Origin of the sequence: Bradyrhizobium sp. AZCC 1610, assembly GCF_036924515.1 — a bacterium.
Classification (GTDB): domain Bacteria; phylum Pseudomonadota; class Alphaproteobacteria; order Rhizobiales; family Xanthobacteraceae; genus Bradyrhizobium.
The window spans coordinates 3,441,977-3,458,883 of sequence record NZ_JAZHRR010000001.1 but is presented as its reverse complement, the minus strand read 5'-3'; the positions used below and the strand labels follow the sequence as shown (position 1 = coordinate 3,458,883).

17 protein-coding genes are annotated in these 16,907 nt (G+C 63.4%); 9 read left to right on the top strand and 8 right to left on the bottom strand.

The genetic code is table 11. The annotated features are described in order from the left end of the window. The first annotated feature begins 42 nt into the window (after positions 1-42). Positions 43-810, top strand: coding sequence for a 5'/3'-nucleotidase SurE (surE, locus tag V1279_RS17155; protein ID WP_275190200.1), 768 nt, complete (start codon positions 43-45; stop codon positions 808-810). Positions 811-928: 118 nt separating this feature from the next. Here the strand turns inward: surE and V1279_RS17150 are convergent, their stop codons facing one another. Continuing rightward, positions 929-1,306: a response regulator gene (locus tag V1279_RS17150; RefSeq protein ID WP_214493662.1), complete on the bottom strand. Its 378-nt coding sequence runs from the start codon at positions 1,304-1,306 to the stop codon at positions 929-931. Positions 1,307-1,543: 237 nt separating this feature from the next. Here V1279_RS17150 and V1279_RS17145 point away from each other — a divergent pair, with 237 nt between their 5' ends. Then, positions 1,544-2,188 (top strand): protein-L-isoaspartate(D-aspartate) O-methyltransferase, encoded by a 645-nt coding sequence (locus V1279_RS17145; protein WP_334437976.1) that lies wholly within the window; start codon positions 1,544-1,546, stop codon positions 2,186-2,188. A 109-nt stretch (positions 2,189-2,297) separates the two neighbouring features. Then, positions 2,298-3,671 (top strand): peptidoglycan DD-metalloendopeptidase family protein, encoded by a 1,374-nt coding sequence (locus V1279_RS17140; protein WP_334437973.1) that lies wholly within the window; start codon positions 2,298-2,300, stop codon positions 3,669-3,671. A gap of 356 nt (positions 3,672-4,027) precedes the next feature. Here the strand turns inward: V1279_RS17140 and V1279_RS17135 are convergent, their stop codons facing one another. Both V1279_RS17135 and V1279_RS17130 read right to left on the bottom strand, forming a co-directional pair. Beyond that, positions 4,028-5,062 (bottom strand): IS110 family transposase, encoded by a 1,035-nt coding sequence (locus tag V1279_RS17135; protein WP_334437971.1) that lies wholly within the window; start codon positions 5,060-5,062, stop codon positions 4,028-4,030. 176 nt (positions 5,063-5,238) lie between these two features. Further along, positions 5,239-6,222 (bottom strand): ATP-binding protein, encoded by a 984-nt coding sequence (locus V1279_RS17130; protein ID WP_334437969.1) that lies wholly within the window; start codon positions 6,220-6,222, stop codon positions 5,239-5,241. Between the two features lie 193 nt (positions 6,223-6,415). Between V1279_RS17130 and yajC the strand changes: the two genes are divergently transcribed. From yajC to V1279_RS17105, 5 genes are read left to right on the top strand one after another with little or no spacing between them, the layout of a single operon-like run. Next, positions 6,416-6,778 (top strand): preprotein translocase subunit YajC, encoded by a 363-nt coding sequence (yajC, locus tag V1279_RS17125; RefSeq protein WP_057855867.1) that lies wholly within the window; start codon positions 6,416-6,418, stop codon positions 6,776-6,778. Positions 6,779-6,831: 53 nt separating this feature from the next. After that, positions 6,832-8,433 carry a protein translocase subunit SecD gene (secD, locus tag V1279_RS17120; protein ID WP_334437967.1) on the top strand — a complete coding sequence of 534 codons (1,602 nt, stop codon included), beginning with the start codon at positions 6,832-6,834 and terminating at the stop codon, positions 8,431-8,433. A gap of 10 nt (positions 8,434-8,443) precedes the next feature. Then, the gene (secF, locus tag V1279_RS17115; RefSeq protein WP_334437964.1) at positions 8,444-9,445 is read left to right on the top strand and encodes a protein translocase subunit SecF; all 1,002 of its coding nucleotides are present in this window, start codon (positions 8,444-8,446) and stop codon (positions 9,443-9,445) included. A 2-nt stretch (positions 9,446-9,447) separates the two neighbouring features. Then, entirely contained in the window at positions 9,448-9,831 is a 384-nt protein-coding gene (locus V1279_RS17110) for an Mth938-like domain-containing protein (protein ID WP_334437961.1), read from the top strand. Then, positions 9,828-10,691, top strand: coding sequence for a phytoene/squalene synthase family protein (locus V1279_RS17105; protein WP_334437958.1), 864 nt, complete (start codon positions 9,828-9,830; stop codon positions 10,689-10,691). Before V1279_RS17110 ends, V1279_RS17105 begins: the two co-directional genes overlap by 4 nt. Positions 10,692-10,840: 149 nt before the next feature. Here V1279_RS17105 and V1279_RS17100 read toward each other — a convergent pair whose 3' ends face one another. The 5 genes from V1279_RS17100 to V1279_RS17080 all read right to left on the bottom strand — a co-directional run bounded on the left by V1279_RS17100 (position 10,841) and on the right by V1279_RS17080 (position 16,108). Continuing rightward, entirely contained in the window at positions 10,841-11,944 is a 1,104-nt protein-coding gene (locus tag V1279_RS17100; protein ID WP_334437955.1) for a serine/threonine protein kinase, read from the bottom strand. Positions 11,945-11,948: 4 nt separating this feature from the next. Next, a complete protein-coding gene (gene trmFO, locus V1279_RS17095; RefSeq protein ID WP_334437952.1) occupies positions 11,949-13,382 on the bottom strand; it encodes a methylenetetrahydrofolate--tRNA-(uracil(54)-C(5))-methyltransferase (FADH(2)-oxidizing) TrmFO in 1,434 nt (477 codons plus the stop codon). Positions 13,383-13,485: 103 nt separating this feature from the next. Beyond that, positions 13,486-13,638: a DUF1127 domain-containing protein gene (locus tag V1279_RS17090; protein WP_016846063.1), complete on the bottom strand. Its 153-nt coding sequence runs from the start codon at positions 13,636-13,638 to the stop codon at positions 13,486-13,488. 529 nt (positions 13,639-14,167) lie between these two features. Beyond that, positions 14,168-14,983, bottom strand: coding sequence for a lytic murein transglycosylase (locus V1279_RS17085; RefSeq protein ID WP_334437949.1), 816 nt, complete (start codon positions 14,981-14,983; stop codon positions 14,168-14,170). Between the two features lie 210 nt (positions 14,984-15,193). After that, positions 15,194-16,108 carry a DUF2189 domain-containing protein gene (locus tag V1279_RS17080; RefSeq protein WP_334437947.1) on the bottom strand — a complete coding sequence of 305 codons (915 nt, stop codon included), beginning with the start codon at positions 16,106-16,108 and terminating at the stop codon, positions 15,194-15,196. 298 nt (positions 16,109-16,406) lie between these two features. Here V1279_RS17080 and V1279_RS17075 point away from each other — a divergent pair, with 298 nt between their 5' ends. Then, positions 16,407-16,787: a DUF3597 domain-containing protein gene (locus V1279_RS17075; protein ID WP_334437945.1), complete on the top strand. Its 381-nt coding sequence runs from the start codon at positions 16,407-16,409 to the stop codon at positions 16,785-16,787. Positions 16,788-16,907 lie beyond the last annotated feature (120 nt).

The following is a 16,907-nucleotide window of genomic DNA, read 5'->3' as shown; positions in this document are numbered from 1 at the left end:
GCAAAAGCCTGCCTCGACCTGAACCAGAAGGCATTTTGACGGATGCGAATTCTCTGCACCAACGACGACGGCATCCATGCGCCGGGGTTGAAAATCGTCGAGGAGATCGCCCGCGCGTTGTCCGACGACGTCTGGATCGTGGCGCCGGAGCTCGATCAGTCCGGTGTCTCGCATTCGTTGTCGCTGAACGATCCCTTGCGGCTGCGCGAAGTCGGTCCGCGCCATTTCGCGGTGCGGGGCACGCCGACCGATTGCGTGATCATGGGCTCGCGCCACATCCTCGGCGAGAAGATGCCCGATCTCGTGCTGTCGGGCGTCAACAAGGGCCGCAACGTTGCCGAGGACGTCGTCTATTCCGGCACCATCGCGGGCGCCCTTGAAGGCACGATCCTGGGAATCCCGTCGTTTGCACTGAGTCAGGAATTTTCCATCGAGACCCGTCACGCGCCGCTGTGGGACACCGCGCTGAAATTCGGTCCGGATATCCTGCGCAAGGTAATCGACGCCGGCGTGCCGAAGAACACGGTGATCAACGTCAATTTTCCTGCCTGTACGCCGGACCAGGTCAAGGGCGTGCGCGTGACGCGTCAGGGCAAGCGCAATCTCGGCTTCCTCAAAGTCGACAAGCGCCACGACGGCCGCGGCAATCCCTATTTCTGGATCGGCTTTGAGCGCGCGGCGACGATGGATACGCCGGCCGAAGGCACCGATCTTGCCGCACTTGCGGCACGCTACGTCTCGGTCACACCACTGCGGCTCGATCGCACCGATGAAGCGTTTTCGGAAGAGCTGACGACGACGCTGAAGTGAAGCATGGTAGCCCGGATGGAGCGAAGCGCAATCCGGGGCCCGTGTACCAGTCTGCGAGAGCTTCCCGGATTTCGCTGCGCTCCATCCGGGCTACGCGCTGCACGTCGCAACACGCCGCCTAAACCGGGGCGCTTTTCATCGTGGCGGCGATCACCTGGGCCAGCGTTTCCAGCTGGAACGGCTTCTGCAGCGCGGGGCGATCGCGATATTCCTGGGGCAGGCCGGAGGAGCCGTAGCCGGTCGCAAAGATGAACGGACGGTTGCGCGCCGTGATCAGCTCGGCCACCGGCGTGATCACCTTGCCGTTGACGTTGACGTCGAGAATGGCGAGATCGAATTCGGTCGATTGCACCAGCTTGACCGCTTCGCCGATTTCGCCGGCCTCGGCAGCTACGCTGTGGCCCAGCTCTTCCAGCATGTCAGCGACCATCATCCTGATCATCACCTCGTCTTCAACGAGGAATACAGAACAGCCCGCCGGCCGTGTCGCTATCATGAGGGGAATCCTTGCCCTTCCAGGACTTTGAGGTTCGCAAAAAACACCCCTGGGCGCAACGTCGACATGAACAGGTACGCTTTGAAGCAAAGACTCCGGCGACGGATTTGCCGCGCCCCAACGCCGGGGGCGCGACAACGGTTCCCGCAGCCGGAACCAAAATCTTGAGGAAATTCTTCCTTAAGTGCGCGCACGCTATTACATCTCGGCGGGGCCTGAGCCCGCCGCGAGACCGCAATGTCGCAAGAACCGCACGAGAAGATGATGTTTCAGCTCGCCCTGCGGCGGCGGGGGATCAGCGACCAGGCGGTGCTGCGCACCATGGAAGAGGTGCCGCGGGAGGTTTTCGTGGCGGCTGGCGACCGCGACCATGCCTACCGCGACAGCGCGCTCGGCATCGCCTGCGGGCAGACCATCAGCCAGCCTTTCGTGGTGGCCTACATGACCGAGCAGCTGCAACTTCAGAAGGGCCACAAGGTGCTCGAGATCGGTACCGGCTCCGGCTATCAGGCCGCGGTGCTGTCGCGGTTATGCGCACACGTCCTGACCATCGAGCGCTACCGGACGCTGGCGGACACGGCCCGCGACCGGCTCGAAGCGCTCGGCTATTACAATATCGAGGTGATGTACGGCGACGGCTTCGACATTCCGCCTGGCGCCGGCGATTTCGACCGCATCATCGTCACGGCTGCGATGGAGCAAATTCCGGAAAAGCTGCTGGAGCGGCTGGTGCCGCGCGGCATCCTGATCGCACCGGTCGGCCCGCATCACGGCACCCAGACGCTGGTCAGGGTGACCAGGACCGACAGCGGGTTCGAGCGCAAGGAATTGGTCGATGTCCGCTTCGTCCCGGCGCTGCCGGGAATTGCGCGCGAGCTGTAGAATCCCGGATTGGCGGTTCCCGCCAACATCTTATTCCAAGGGTTAAGCGGTTATTTACTCGGCACGTGTTTACTCAAAACAGTATTTTGTTGCGTACGAGTGAGTAACCATGTCCCGTGTCGCCGAGTTGCTTCGCTCGCGTTGGATGCCGCAGGTCGCGGTGCTGACGCTGATGTCGGTCGGATTTGCCGGCTGCAGCGCCGATATGCAGACGCGCTTTTCCGATAGCTCGTTCTCCAATCCCTTTGCCTCGCAGCCTGAAGCGACCGGTTCGGTCCGCACGCCCGCCGTCGAGCGCCGCGAGCAGCCGCAATACGCCCGGCCGCCGGCGTCCGCGCCGCAATACCAGTCCCAGGCCCTGCCGCCGCCCGCCGCCGTTGCTGCGCCGCCCGCTTATCCGGCCAGTTCGGGCGGGGTGTCGGGAGGAGGGCGCGGGGTTTCGTCCTATGCGCCGCCGTCCCATCCACCCATCGAGACCACCGCCACCGTACCGCCGCGCTCGGTCGCAGCCGCGCGCCCGGCTGCGCAGGCCGGCACCACGATCATTGTTGGCACCAGCGACACGCTCGACATTCTGGCGAAGCGCTACAACGTTTCAGCCGCCGCGATCCTGCAGGCCAATGGCTACAAGGGCCCGCGCGTGCTGTCGCCCGGCCAGCAACTGATCATTCCGCGGCAGACCGCGGTGGCTGCGGCCGCACCGGCGCTCGCGCCGGCGGCCAGCAAGCCGGCTGCCGCGGCCGCCCCGCCGAGCGTCCATATCGTCAATCGCGGCGACACGCTGATGAGCATCGCGCGCCGGAACCATGTCCCGGTTGCCGAACTCGCCAAGGCCAACAATCTCGATCAGTCCGCCAAGCTCAGCCTTGGAATGAAGCTGACCGTGCCCGGTTCGAAGTCCGCGGCTGCTGCGCCAGTGGCGCAGCCCGTCGCCGCCGCACCCGCCCAGCCGGCCGCCCCGGTTGCGGCGCCTGCCACCAAGGTGGCCTCGGCCGGCGGTCCGCCGCAGAGCGCGCGGCTGGCGTCTGCCACGACCAACGTCGTGGAAGAGAAGCCCGCCGTCGAAGCCGCGTCGGTCAAATCAAGCGAAGCCACCGGCGCGCTGCCGACCTTCCGCTGGCCGGTGCGCGGCAAGGTGATCACGAGCTACGGCGCCAAGACCAACGGCAAATCGAATGACGGCATCAACCTGGCGGTGCCGGAAGGCACGCCGGTGAAAGCGGCGGAAGATGGCGTCGTTGCCTATTCCGGCAACGAGCTCAAGGGTTATGGCAATCTGGTTCTGGTGCGGCACTCCAATGGTTACGTCACCGCATATGCCCATGCGAGTGAACTGATGGTGAAGCGCGGGGATACGATCAAGCGCGGCCAGATCATTGCCAAGTCGGGTCAATCGGGCGAGGTGGGGTCGCCGCAGCTCCACTTCGAGATCCGCAAAGGATCTTCACCGGTTGACCCGCTTCAATTCCTGAACGGGGCGTGAGAGACAGCGCAGACGTAGCCCGGATGGAGCGAAATCCGGGGCCGTTCTCTCAAGTGGCTAAACTGTTCCCGGATTGCGCTGCGCTGCATCCGGGCTTCTGTAACGGGCCTCGATTAGTCAATCCCTTTTGCGTCGTCCGCTCGCCGGGAACTTGCTTCTGTACGGGATCGGCGCAAGGCCGTCGCCTGATGGGGTTCGTGAGAGGATAGGTCGGCCAATCTACGGAAAGCGTGATCATATCGTTTGATATGTCGACAACCCGGATGTCGGCCTGACCTGATCCATCGTCCCGGCGAAGGGACTTCGCTTCGGGAAGGCTGGTGTCGTGGCCCGCCCGAAACCTGTCGTTTCTCCTCCTAGGCTGTTGCAGCGTTAGCCTTGGCGAGCGGATTGAAAGGCGCGCCGTCCTTGAGCATGCGATGCATGATCACGGCGAGCTTGCGGGCCAGCGCGACCTTGGCCTTGCTCATGCCGGCACGCTTGGCGATCCGCATCGCCCAGCTCTTGAGCTGCGAACATCCCCTGACCGGCTTCGTCAGCATGATGTGAGCGGCCTGGTAGAGCGCCTCGCGCACGGAGGCGTCCCCGATCTTGCTGATCCGCCCCGATCGGTCGGTCTCGCCGGACTGGTGCTTCTTCGGCGTCAGCCCGAAATGCGACCCCGCCTGCTTGGAGGATGTGAACCGCGCGGGATCATCGATCGCCGCGGCATAGGTCAGCGAGATGACCGGTCCCACCGCAGGCGTCGACATCAACAACCTGGCTTTGGCATCCATCCGCGACATCTTGCCGGCCCGCTTCTCGAAGGCTTTGAACTCACTGAGCAGGGCGCTGCGCACCCGCAGCAGCGCTTCTGCGATCACTTCCAGGTTCGGATGCCCCTTTGCCAACTCGTTGATCCGTCCGGCAAAACCTGTTCCCGTCGTCTTGCCAACCTTCAGCCCAAAGCCCCGCAGGATCCCGCGCAGACTGTTCTCGACATCCAGAAGCTTGCTCTGGACCAGCTTGCGCGCCGTCAGCACGGCACGTACTTCCTGGGCATTTATCGACTTGCAGTGAACCGGCCGGAACCAGCCCAGCCGCATCAGTTGTGCGATCCCCCGTGCGTCATTGCGGTCCGACTTCACTGGCATCGCCTTGAACGCATCGTGCACGTGCCGCGTCTCCAACAGCTCAACCGCGAGCCCAGCCCGCTTCATCGCCGCGTACAGCCATTGCGACAGCGGCCCAGCTTCCAGCCCGATCCGGGTCAGCCCGAGCGAGCTGAGCCAGCCGATCAGCGCCGCCGGCTCGCTTGTCACCTTGCTCTCGCGGACAATTTTGCCGTTTGCATCAACCACACACACGCTTGAGCATTCCAAAGACACGTCGATTCCTGCATAATGCTCCATGGTCGTCTCTCCTTGATGCTTGGAGCGAGGTCCAACCCTCGACTCCGTAACACCATCCATGTGAGGGACGACCGCCCACCTTCCAAGCAAGCCGCGCGAAGCGCGCACTCAACAGCGCCGTAGCAAGCGCGGCTTGCTTGGAAGGCAGACCGGGCCCGTTACCCCATCTACGGGCTCTACTTCCCCGAAAGCCGCACGCCCAGCCGTCCCGCCAGTTCCTGCGTGAACTGCCAGGCGACGCGGCCCGAGCGGGATCCGCGGGTGGTCGACCATTCCAGCGCCTCGCGCTCCAGCTCTTCGTCGCCCATCTTGATGCCGAAATGGCCGCAATAGCCGCGTACCATCGCCAGATATTCGTCCTGGCTGCAGCGATGGAAGCCGAGCCAGAGACCAAAACGGTCCGACAGCGACACCTTCTCTTCGACCGCTTCGCCCGGATTGATCGCCGTCGAGCGTTCGTTCTCGATCATCTCGCGCGCCAGCAGGTGCCGCCGGTTCGAGGTGGCGTAGAGGATGACGTTGTCAGGACGTCCCTCGATACCGCCTTCCAGCACCGCCTTCAGCGATTTGTAGGAGGCATCGTTGCCGTCGAAGGAGAGGTCGTCGCAAAACACGATGAAGCGGAAATCGGAGCTGCGTAACAGATCCATCAAGCCGGGCAGGCTCTCGATGTCCTCGCGGTGGATCTCGATCAGCTTGAGCCGGTCGGCCGGCTTGCGGTCGATGTTGATATTGGCGTGAGTGGCCTTCACCAGCGACGACTTGCCCATGCCGCGCGCGCCCCACAGCAGCGCGTTGTTCGCGGGCAGCCCGTCGGCAAAGCGCTCGGTGTTCTCGATCAGGATGTCGCGCATCCGGTCGATGCCCTTGAGCAGGCCGAGGTCGACGCGGCTGACGCGCGGCACCGGCGAAAGGCGTCCGTCCGGATGCCAGACAAAGGCGTCGGCGGAGCCGAACGAGTCAGGGTTTCCCGCCGCCGGAGAGGCCGCGGAAAGGTGGCCGGCGATGGCTTCCAGCGCGGTTGCGATCCGCTCGGCGGTGGCGTCGTTGGGCGCGCTTACCGGACGTTTTGTCGCGGTTTTCGTGTGTCCACGCGAGGCGGCCTTGGGGGTGGCGCGGGGGGCTGTTTGAGCCGCTTTTTTCTTGGGTTTTTTCGACATTTCCGGAGTTCCTGACCGCGCAGCCTTAACGGGCCTTGGAAGGTCTCGCAAGCGGCCTAAATGAGGGGGCGGCCAACGTTGCAATTGGGCCGGCCGCCGCTATAGTCCGCGCGAATTTGCCCGGACCGGCGACACGCCCAGGACCTATGTCCAGGCATGGCCGGTTCTTTTCCGTCTCACGAGGATTGTTCGAATGCTGATTACCCCTGCGTACGCCCAGGCTGCGGCCGGCGGCGATGCCAACAGCATGCTGATGTCGTTGCTGCCGTTCGCGCTGATCTTCGTGATCATGTATTTCCTGATTCTGCGCCCGCAGCAGAAGAAGGTGAAGGATCATCAGGAACTGGTCAAAAACATCCGCCGCGGCGACACGGTCGTCACCTCGGGCGGCCTGGTCGGCAAGGTCACCAAGGTGGTCGACGACGACCAGATCGAGTTCGAGATTTCGGACGGCGTCCGCGTGCGGCAGATGCGGCAGATGATTTCGGGCGTCCGCGCCAAGGGCGAGCCGGCCAAGGAAAAGAGTGAGGCCAAGGACGAAACGTCCGCGAGCTGAGTTTTCCGCGCCGCTTCCTGCGGCGCATTTTCCTGGATCTGACAGGTCTCTCGATGTTGTATTTCACGCGGTGGAAGGCGCTGGCGATCATTCTGACCGCGCTAATCGTCTGCCTGTTCGCGGTTCCGAACTTCTTTTCCCAGGAGCGGGTGAAGACCTGGCCGGTGTGGGCGCAGCGCCACATCGTGCTTGGGCTCGATTTGCAGGGCGGTTCGTACCTGCTGCTCGAAGTCGATTCCAACTACGTGAAGAAGGAAAAGCTCGACCAGGTGCGCGACGAGGTCCGCCGCGTGCTGCGCGATGCCAAGATCGGCTATACCGGCCTTGCCGTCCGCGGCGATGCCGCCGAAGTCCGCGTCAAGGAGAGTGACCAGCAGGCGGCCCTCACCAAGCTGCGCGAGCTGTCGCAGCCGCTTGGCGGCCTGCTCGGCTCCTCAGGGCAGCGCAGCCTCGAAGTCTCCGATGCCGGCGGCGGCCTGTTCCGTCTCACGGTGCCGCAAGCCGCCATTACCGAACGCATCCGGCAAACGATCGAACAGTCGATCCAGATCGTCGAGCGCCGTATCAACGAATTGGGCACGGTCGAGCCCTTGATCCAGCGGCAAGGCACCGATCGTATCCTGGTCCAGGTGCCGGGATTGCAGGATCCAACCGACTTGAAGCGCATCCTTGGCCAGACCGCCAAGATGGAATTCCGCATGGTCGATCCGTCGGTGTCGCCGGATCAGGTTCAGTCGGGGCGGGGGGTCTCGGCGGATTCGGAAGTCTTGATGAGCGAGCAATCGCCCAAGGTTCCCTACGTCATCAAGCGGCAGGTGCTGGTGTCGGGCGGCGACCTGACCGACGCGCAGCCGGGCTTCGACCAGCGCACCAACGAGCCGATCGTGAACTTCAAGTTCAACAGTTCGGGCTCGCGCAAATTCGCGCAGGCGACGTCGGAAAATGTCGGGCAACCCTTTGCCATCGTCCTCGACAACAAGGTGATATCCGCACCCGTGATCCGCGAGCCGATCACCGGCGGCCAGGGGCAGATTTCCGGCAGCTTCACGGTGCAGGCGGCCAACGAGCTCGCGCTGCTAATGCGCGCCGGCGCACTGCCGGCGCCGCTGACCGTGATCGAGGAACGCACCGTCGGCCCCGGGCTTGGCCAGGACTCGATCGAAAAGGGCAAACTCGCGGCTTACGTCGGCTCGATCATGGTCATCGTGTTCATGCTGCTGACCTACCGGCTGTTCGGCGTGTTCGCCAACATCGCGGTTGCCATCAACGTCGCGATGATCTTCGGCATCCTGTCGCTGCTCAACGCCACGCTGACGCTGCCCGGTATCGCCGGCGTCGTGCTGACCGTTGGTATCGCGGTCGACTCCAACGTGCTGATCTATGAGCGCATCCGCGAGGAACTGCGCGGCGGGCGCAATGCGATTTCGGCGATCGACGCTGGTTTCAGGCGGGCGCTGGCGACTATCTTGGACTCCAATATCACCACCTTCATTGCCGCAGCGGTGCTGTTCTACATCGGCACCGGCCCGGTTCGCGGCTTCGCCGTCACGCTCGGCATCGGTATCATCACCACGGTCTTCACAGCGTTTACGCTCACCAGCCTGATCGTCGCTGGCTGGGTGCGCTGGAAGCGGCCGAAGACCGTGCCGATCTAGGGACCCCACTGTGACTCAATCTATTCTCATTGCGCTGGGCGTTCTGATCGTCGTGCTGACCGTGGTCGCCGTGTTCGATCTGTTGCCGCCGCTGCGCATCGTCCCTGACGTCACGCATTTCGATTTCACGCGCTTTCGTCGCATCAGCTTCCCAATCTCCGCGGCTCTTTCGATCCTCGCGATCGTGCTGTTTTTCACCCACGGGCTGAATTTCGGCATCGACTTCAGGGGCGGTACGCTCCTGGAAGTGCAGAACAAGTCAGGCCCCGTCGACATCGGTGCGATGCGCGCGACGCTGAGCACCCTTGGACTCGGCGACATCCAGTTGCAGCAGTTTGGCGGTCCCTCGGACGTGCTGATCCGGGTGGCCGAACAGCCCGGCGGCGACGCCGCGCAGCAGGCGGCCGTGCAGAAGGTTCGCGGCGCGCTCGGCGACTCCGTCGAATACCGCCGCGTCGAGGTGGTGGGACCGCGCGTTTCCGGCGAATTGCTGGCTTACGGCATGCTCGGCATGATGCTCGCGATTTTCTCAATCCTGATCTATCTCTGGTTCCGGTTCGAATGGCAGTTCGCGCTCGGCGCCATGATCGCCAACGTCCACGATATCGTGCTGACGATCGGCTTCATGTCGATTTCCCAGGTCGATTTCGACCTCACCAGTATCGCGGCGCTGTTGACGATTCTCGGTTACTCGCTGAACGACACGGTCGTGATCTACGACCGCATCCGGGAAATGTTGCGGCGCTACAAGAAAATGCCGATGCCGCAGCTCCTCAACGAATCCATCAATTCGACGCTGTCGCGCTCGATCATCACCCACGTCACGGTGACGCTGGCCCTGCTGGCGCTGTTGTTGTTCGGCGGTCACGCGATCCACAGCTTTACGGCCGTCATGGTGTTCGGCGCGCTGCTGGTTGGCACCTACACTTCGATCTTCATCGCCGCGCCGATCCTGATCTATCTCGGCGTCGGTGAGCACCGCGAGGCGCCGGATAAGCCTGCGAAGAAATAAAGATGGCCACATCCTCGGACGCCCCGCATCTTCCGAGGTCGGCGCCGATCGAAGCCTACGGCAAGGGCGGCTTCGCCTTCGCCGACATGTCGCATCGCGGCTCGCTGCTGTGCCTGCCGGATGCAATCTGGGCCTGGCAGGTGACGAAGCCTGCCGACATCGATGAATATTCGCTCTCGCGCATATTCAAGGCCGCCAATTCCATCGATACGCTGATCGTCGGCACCGGCACTGAAGTCTGGATGCCGCCGCGGGGGCTTCGCGAGGCGCTGCGCGCCGTGCACGTGGTGCTCGATGCGATGCAGACGGGGCCTGCGATCCGGACCTACAACGTCATGCTGGGCGAGCGCCGGCGGGTCGCGGCGGCGCTGATCGCGGTGCCATGAGCGAGGCGGCGACGTCGAAGGATTCCGCCGCGTTCTGCGCCGATCTGGTGCGCACGCACGACTTTGCCCGCTATGCGTCGACGCTGTTCCTGCCACCGGTCCAGCGCCGCGCGCTGCTGTCGGTCTACGCCTTCAATGTCGAGATATCCCGCGTGCGCGAGCAGGTCAGCCAGCCATTGCCAGGCGAAATTCGGCTGCAATGGTGGACCGATGTGCTGGAAGGCGCCGGCCATGGCGGCGTCGAGGGCAATCCGGTCGCAGCCGAACTGTTGCAGACGATCGCCGAATTCCGCCTGCCGGTTGAGCCGCTGTCGCGGCTGATCGAGGAGCATCAGTTCGATCTCTACAACGATCCGATGCCATCGATGGCGGCGCTGGAGGGCTATGTCACCGACACCTCCTCGGCGCTGTTCTCGCTCGGCGCGCGGCTAGCGGTACAGCCGTCGGCGGTGATCGACCATCTCGCGCGCCATGCCGGGTTGGCCCAGGGCGTGGCGCAGGTGATCGCGGCGCTGCCGCTCGATGCCGCGCGGCGCCAGCTATTCCTGCCGCTGCAGCTGCTGCAGCAACACGGCAGCGGGATGGAAGAAGTCTTTTCGGGCAAGCAGACGCCGCGGGCGCGCGCCGCGATCGATCAGTTGGTGGGGGACGCCCGAAAGCATCTCGGCACCGCCTTCGAGCTACTCACACATGCGCCGCCGCAGGTGCGACCGGTGTTCCTTCCGCTGGCGCTGGTCCGCCGCGATCTCAAGCGTATGTCGCGGGCCGACGTCGATCCCTTCGTACCGCAGACGACGTCGCGGTTACGGACCTTGTGGACGCTGTGGCGGGCGTCACGGTCGCAGGAATTTGGCGGGTAGGCGGCGCTTGGCGTTCCCCGGATGCTGCGCAGCGCGCCGCACTCGCGGCGTGGAGCGCTGCTGGTCCGGGGTCCATCGTTGTCGCAGCGTGGGTCCCGGTTCTGCGAAGCAGCGCGAAGGGCGCTGCATCGCGCCCGGGACACGGCAGATCAACTCGATCGCGAATTCAACTCGCTGCTTTCGAAATTGAACCGGTCCCGCAAATTCTTGCGGCTCTCCAGAATGTCTTTCAGGAACGCGCGGTCGATATCGCTCGTGATCAGCGGCTCGATCAGGTCGAGCTGGTTCATCGCGACAAGCTGCAATATCTCCGTGCGCGGTTTTCCCGCGGCATCGCGCGGCAGGGCATGCACCACCTGGATATGCTCCGGCGGCTTGACGCCCTTGGCTGCCGCGAGTTCGGTGCGTAGCTGCTTTTCCAGTGCCACCTCGTCGGCTTCGACAAAGGCGTACAGCCCGACACCGGTGCGTCGGTCGGCGAAAGCCACGATCGCGGCGTCGCGGACATCGTGGTTTTTCCTAATCAAATCCATCAACACGGGCGCGTCGTTGACCAGCCGGCGGCCGCCGCCTTCGCGATCGGTGAAGTTGAATAGGCCGCGGGTGATGGCCTGGTAGACCTTCTTGCCGGTCATGAGCCAGATGCTGGCGACAAAGGATTTGCGCGCGAGAATCTTGCGCTCCATCGGAGTCAGCGCCTGTGGCGCATAGCTGCGCTTGTGCTTCAGCAGATGGCGTAGGTCCTCGTAGGCCGCGATCCGGAACAGGCGGCTTCTTGTCTTGAAGCAGGCCGCCAGTTGAAAATCGGTCACATAGGCGCGGCCGTTGCTTCCGCGCAGCCAGTTCTGCTCCTTGGCCAGATCGTTATGGCAGATGCCGGCGCGGTGCAGCTTGCGAAGAGCGAGCTTGGCCGAGCGAAAATAGGCGATGTCGCCATGGGGCTTTGCCAGATGCAGCGCGACGCCGTCGATGAAGCCGCGCACCAGTGCCTGCTGTCCGGCCCATAGCAGTTTCGGGCCGACGTCGAGATCGCGCGCCAGCGCCAGCGCGCGGCGCTCGCGGGCGAACAGATGGCGGGCGAGCGGATGGGACCACAGCGGCACCTGATCGAGCCGGCGCAGCACCGCGTCGACCTCGCCGGCATCGTCGCGAAACCGGCCGCGCTCGACGGTCGAGAACACGTCGCGCTTCAGCAGCACGCCTTCGGTCCATAGCGCCGACAGGGTCGCGGCGTCGTCCTTGGGCAAGCTCATGGTGTTACGCCGCCGCCGCTACGCGAAGGTGATCGGCGATCCAGCGATCGAGATCGGCGAGCGCCCGGGCGCTGAGCGCCTGCTTCTTTGCGACCGTCTTCTCGTTGCCGCGCAGCCGCGTACCATCGGGCTTTTTGGTCGGCGCGCTCGCAAGCGGCGGGAACAGCCCGAAATTGATGTTCATCGGCTGGAAGGAGCGCGTTCCGGCCTCGATGGTTTCGATGTGCCCCCCGGTAATATGCCCGAGCAGCGAACCCAGCGCCGTGGTCACGGGCGGCGGTTCGAGCGACTGCGCCTGCGCGTTCGCTGCGGCGTAGAGGCCTGCGATCAGGCCGATGCTGGCGGATTCCACGTAGCCCTCGCAGCCGGTCATCTGGCCGGCAAAGCGTAGCCGTGGCTGCGCGCGCAATCGCAACTGTCCATCGAGGAGTTTTGGCGAGTTCAGGAAAGTGTTGCGGTGCAGGCCGCCGAGCCGGGCGAATTCGGCGTTCCCGAGGCCCGGAATGGTGCGGAAGACACGCTGCTGCGCGCCGTAATTCAGCTTGGTCTGGAAGCCGACGATGTTGTAGAGCGTGCCGAGCTTGTTGTCCTGCCGCAGCTGCACGATGGCGTAGGGCTTGACCGTCGGGTTGTGCGGATTGGTCAGCCCGACCGGCTTCATCGGTCCGTGCCGCAGCGTCTCGTGGCCGCGCTCGGCCATCACCTCGACCGGCAGGCAGCCGTCGAAATAGGGCGTGTTGGTCTCCCAATCCTTGAAGTCCACCTTGTCGCCGGCCAGGAGCGCCGCAACGAAGGCGTCATACTGCTCTTTGGTCATCGGGCAGTTGATGTAATCGGCGCCGGTGCCGCCGGGCCCGACCTTATCGTAACGCGACTGAAACCACGCCACCGACATGTCGATGGAATCCTTGTGCACGATCGGCGCGATCGCATCGAAGAACGCCAGCGCGTTCTCGTCCGTGAGTTCGCGGATGGCGTCCGCCAGCGGCGCCGAGGTAAGGGGGCCGGTCGCGACGATCACGTTGCTCCATTCGGCGGGCGGCAGGCCGGCGATTTCGGCGCGGTCGATCTCGATCAGGGGATGGTCGTGCAGGGCCCGGGTGACGGCTGCGGAGAATCCATCGCGGTCAACCGCCAGCGCGCCGCCCGCGGGCACCTGGTTGACGTCGGCGCAGCGCATGATCAGCGAGCTCAGCCGGCGCATCTCGGCATGCAGCAGGCCGACGGCGTTGTTGGCAGCGTCGTCCGAGCGAAACGAGTTGGAGCAAACGAGCTCGGCCAGACCTTCGGTGTGGTGCGCCTCGGTCATCCGCAACGGGCGCATCTCGTGCAGGACGACGTGCACGCCCGCATTGGCGATCTGCCAGGCGGCTTCCGAGCCGGCAAGGCCGCCGCCAATCACATGGACGGTGTCAGTTTTGGGGGTAGAGGAAATCATGCGCGCAGGGTTAGCGCGTTTTCGCGCCAAGTGCAGCATCAGAAACGACAACGCCCGCAGCGAGGGCGGGCGTTATCCGTTCAACTTGGCGGCTGAACAGAGATCAGCCGTTATAGGTTCCGGCTGCAACGCGCGGAATGTCCGAACGATCGAGGCCGATATCGGCCAGTTCGCGATCGCTGAGCTGGGACAGTTCGCTGACATTGCGCTGATAATCCCGGAACGCCTGGATCATGCGGATGAGCGAAAGTAACATCGTAGTCTCCTTGAATTAGCGATTCAGCCTTTGGGGTGCGGCCTCATCGTTGAAATGAATATAGACTAGATTCCGCAGTGCAGAAGTTCCTATGTTGCGATGCAGCTAATCCTAAAACGCATGACGGAGGTAAGGGCCGCTTAACTTTTCAGTATGGCTGAAAGATTAGTCGGCTCGTCCGCTCCATAGGTGTTTCGCTCACTGAAAATAATGCCGTAAATTTGAGGACTTACCGTCATTTCCAAATTAACCTCGCCGTTGACTAAACAGCGATCAGGAGGAGCGCGAGTGCAAGTCCGTGAGTGCGTGCAGCGCACAAAAATGTGCTTTAAGGCTAGCTTTTTGGAATCTTCTTATGCGCGAATCGCATGTAACGCATTGATTAAATGAATTTTGGTTCATTTTTATGGGTGGCGATCTATTTCTGATTTCATCGCCCAGGTGGATACGCTCGCGCGAAGCTAACGACGGGGCAGACCTGAGGGCAAAGGTCTGATCGCTGTGGCCGACCCTTGAGTGGTTGCTAAGTCTAGGGGGCTCGCGAAAGCTGCGTCGCGAAAAAGGCGATAGTCTTGGCGTAGACCTCGCTCTTGTTCCATTCCTTGATCGCGGCAAAATTGGCGCCGCCGGGCTCCCAGTCCTTGCCGCGTTGCCAGCCGTGGCCGGCAAGGAAGTTGGCGGTCGAGGCCAACACGTCCGGGGGGCTGCGCAGGAGATCGCGGCGGCCGTTGCCGTCGAAATCGACCGCGAACTTGACGTAGGACGACGGCATGAACTGGGTCTGACCGATTTCACCCGCCCATGCGCCGCGTAGTTCCTGTGGCGCGATATCGCCGCGCTCGACGATGCGTAGCGCATCCATCAACTCGGCCTTGAACAGGTCGGTGCGGCGGCAATCATAGGCCAGCGTCGCCAGCGAGCGCAGCGTCGGGAATTTTCCGATGTTGACGCCGAAATCGGTTTCCAGGCCCCAGATTGCCACCAGCACTTCGCCGGGCACGCCATAGGCCTGTTCGATGCGCCCGAGCACGGAGCCGTATTGCTTGAGCATGTTGGAGCCGCGCGTGAGCCGGGGCGGAACCATGCGGCCGGAGAATTCCTCAAAACTCTGGCTGAAGACCTTTTGCGATTGGTCGCGGGCCAGCACGCTCTTGTCGAGCGTGACGCCGGTCAAGCCAGCCTGAATGGCGGATGTCGCTATTCCCTTGGCGGCAGCTTCCCTCTTGAAGTCTTCCAGCCATGCTTCGAACGGGCCCGTGCCGCAAGGTGCGGCGAGAGCGGGCGCCGCAGAAGTCAGCAACAGGGCGCCCAGGGTCAGAGCGCGCAGAGAGAGGCGAGAGATCATCGTGCCGTTCGCTCCACGATCGATGCGTCATCGACGTTAGTGTCAACGTCATGCCGAATGTTCGAAGCAAGATCGGCCAAAACAAGGCTTATGTGGTTGCGGTGACCGCCTTTCCGTTGAAGATGCTCAATTCATCGTTAGTGAGCGGTGAACATCCCCACCGCCGGTCGGGTCGACCGGCGGGTGTGATCGATCGGGTTCCGTGCCGGCCTATGCGCTATCTTTGCGCCGCCAGGGGAACAGATTGGCCGGAAAATCGGCGGCAGGCTTGCGCTCGCGGTGGGCGCGGGGCGGAAGCGGCTGCGGATTGAGTTCCGGTTCAATCGTCTGCCGATAGAGGTGCCAGGTGGCGTGCCCGAGCAGGGGGATGACGACGGCAAGGCCGAGGAAGAACGGCAACGTTCCCGTCACCAGGAGCACCGCGACGATCAATCCCCAGGCCGCCATCGGCACGGGATTGCGTGCGACTACGCGCAGCGAGGTCACCATCGCATCGCCGGCGCCGGCATGGCGATCGAGCATCAGTGGGAAGGAGACCACGCTGATGCAAAGCGCGACGAGGGCGAACAGGAAGCCTACACCGCAGCCAACCACGATCAGCCACCAACCCTGCGACGTCGTCAGCACGCGCGTGGCAAAATCGGAAATGCCGGTGGCGCCCTCATAGCCGAACGCAGCGATGTAGATCGCCTGCGCCGTGGCCACCCAGGTCGCGAACAGCGTCAAGAGCAGAACGCCAAGCCCGAGCATCGCGCCGAATGACGGCGAACGCAGCACCTCGAGCGCATCCCATGCGCTCGCCTGTTCGCCGCGCTCGCGGCGGCGGCTCATTTCATAGAGGCCAAGCGCAGCAAACGGACCGATCAGGGCGAAGCCGGCGGCCAGCGGAAATAACAACGGGATGACGGAATAGCCGAGGACGGTGCGTGCCAGCACCAGTCCGAGAACGGGATAGATCACGCACAGGATGATGGCGTGGCTTGGCACGGCCTTGAAATCTTCCCAGCCGCGTCGCAGCGCGCGGCCGAGTTCGGCGACGCCGATGGTTCGGATGACGGGTGCCGCCGCGGCGTCTCGACCGCTTTGCGTCAGTGATGTGACATTGCCTTGATAAGACGTGGCCATGGTCGCTGTCTCCCTTCGGCGGCCGCATCGTGCGCCGGTCGAAAGACGCAAACGTGCCATTTCCAAAAAAGATCACGGTCGGGCCAGACGCGAAGACAGGGTAGTGGAACTGGCCATGTCGCGAACTGTCCCTGGAGCGTACCCTCAAACAGCGACAATCACACTCACGCTTCGGTGAATGTTTCATTGGCAAGCTTTATCTGGCTGGCTAGACTTGTACACGATCCCGGCGTGGTGCTGCCGGTCAAACAGTGCCGCTAAAAGACTCACCCCATCCTCAGGTTATTGGGAGCGAACGATGAGCATTTTCGGAAAAATCATGAGCGCGATCTTCGGCACCAAGGCAGATGCCGCGCCGGCTGGCGGCGGCGCGGCCGCGGACGCCGGATCGTCCGGTGGAGCCGCTGCACCGGCCGCCGCGACCGTCGACGTCGCGCCCATCCTCGACCAGGCCGTGAAGGCCAAGGGCGAGAAGTTGGCGTGGCGGACCTCGATCGTCGACTTGATGAAGGCGCTCGACATCGATTCCAGCTTCGCCGCGCGCAAGGACCTGGCGAAAGAGCTCGGCTATACCGGCGACAGCAACGATTCCGCCAGCATGAACATCTGGCTGCACAAGCAGGTCATGGCCAAGCTGGCCGCCAATGGCGGCAAGCTGCCGCCGGATATCAAGCACTGACGCTTCGCTCGATTCGAAATGCGAAGGCCCGCGGGCGACGCGGGCCTTCTTCTTTGGTGCGATTGCATTGCAACAACGCGCAAATGGTATCCACTTCGTGGAGAAAACGCTGTAGGGACG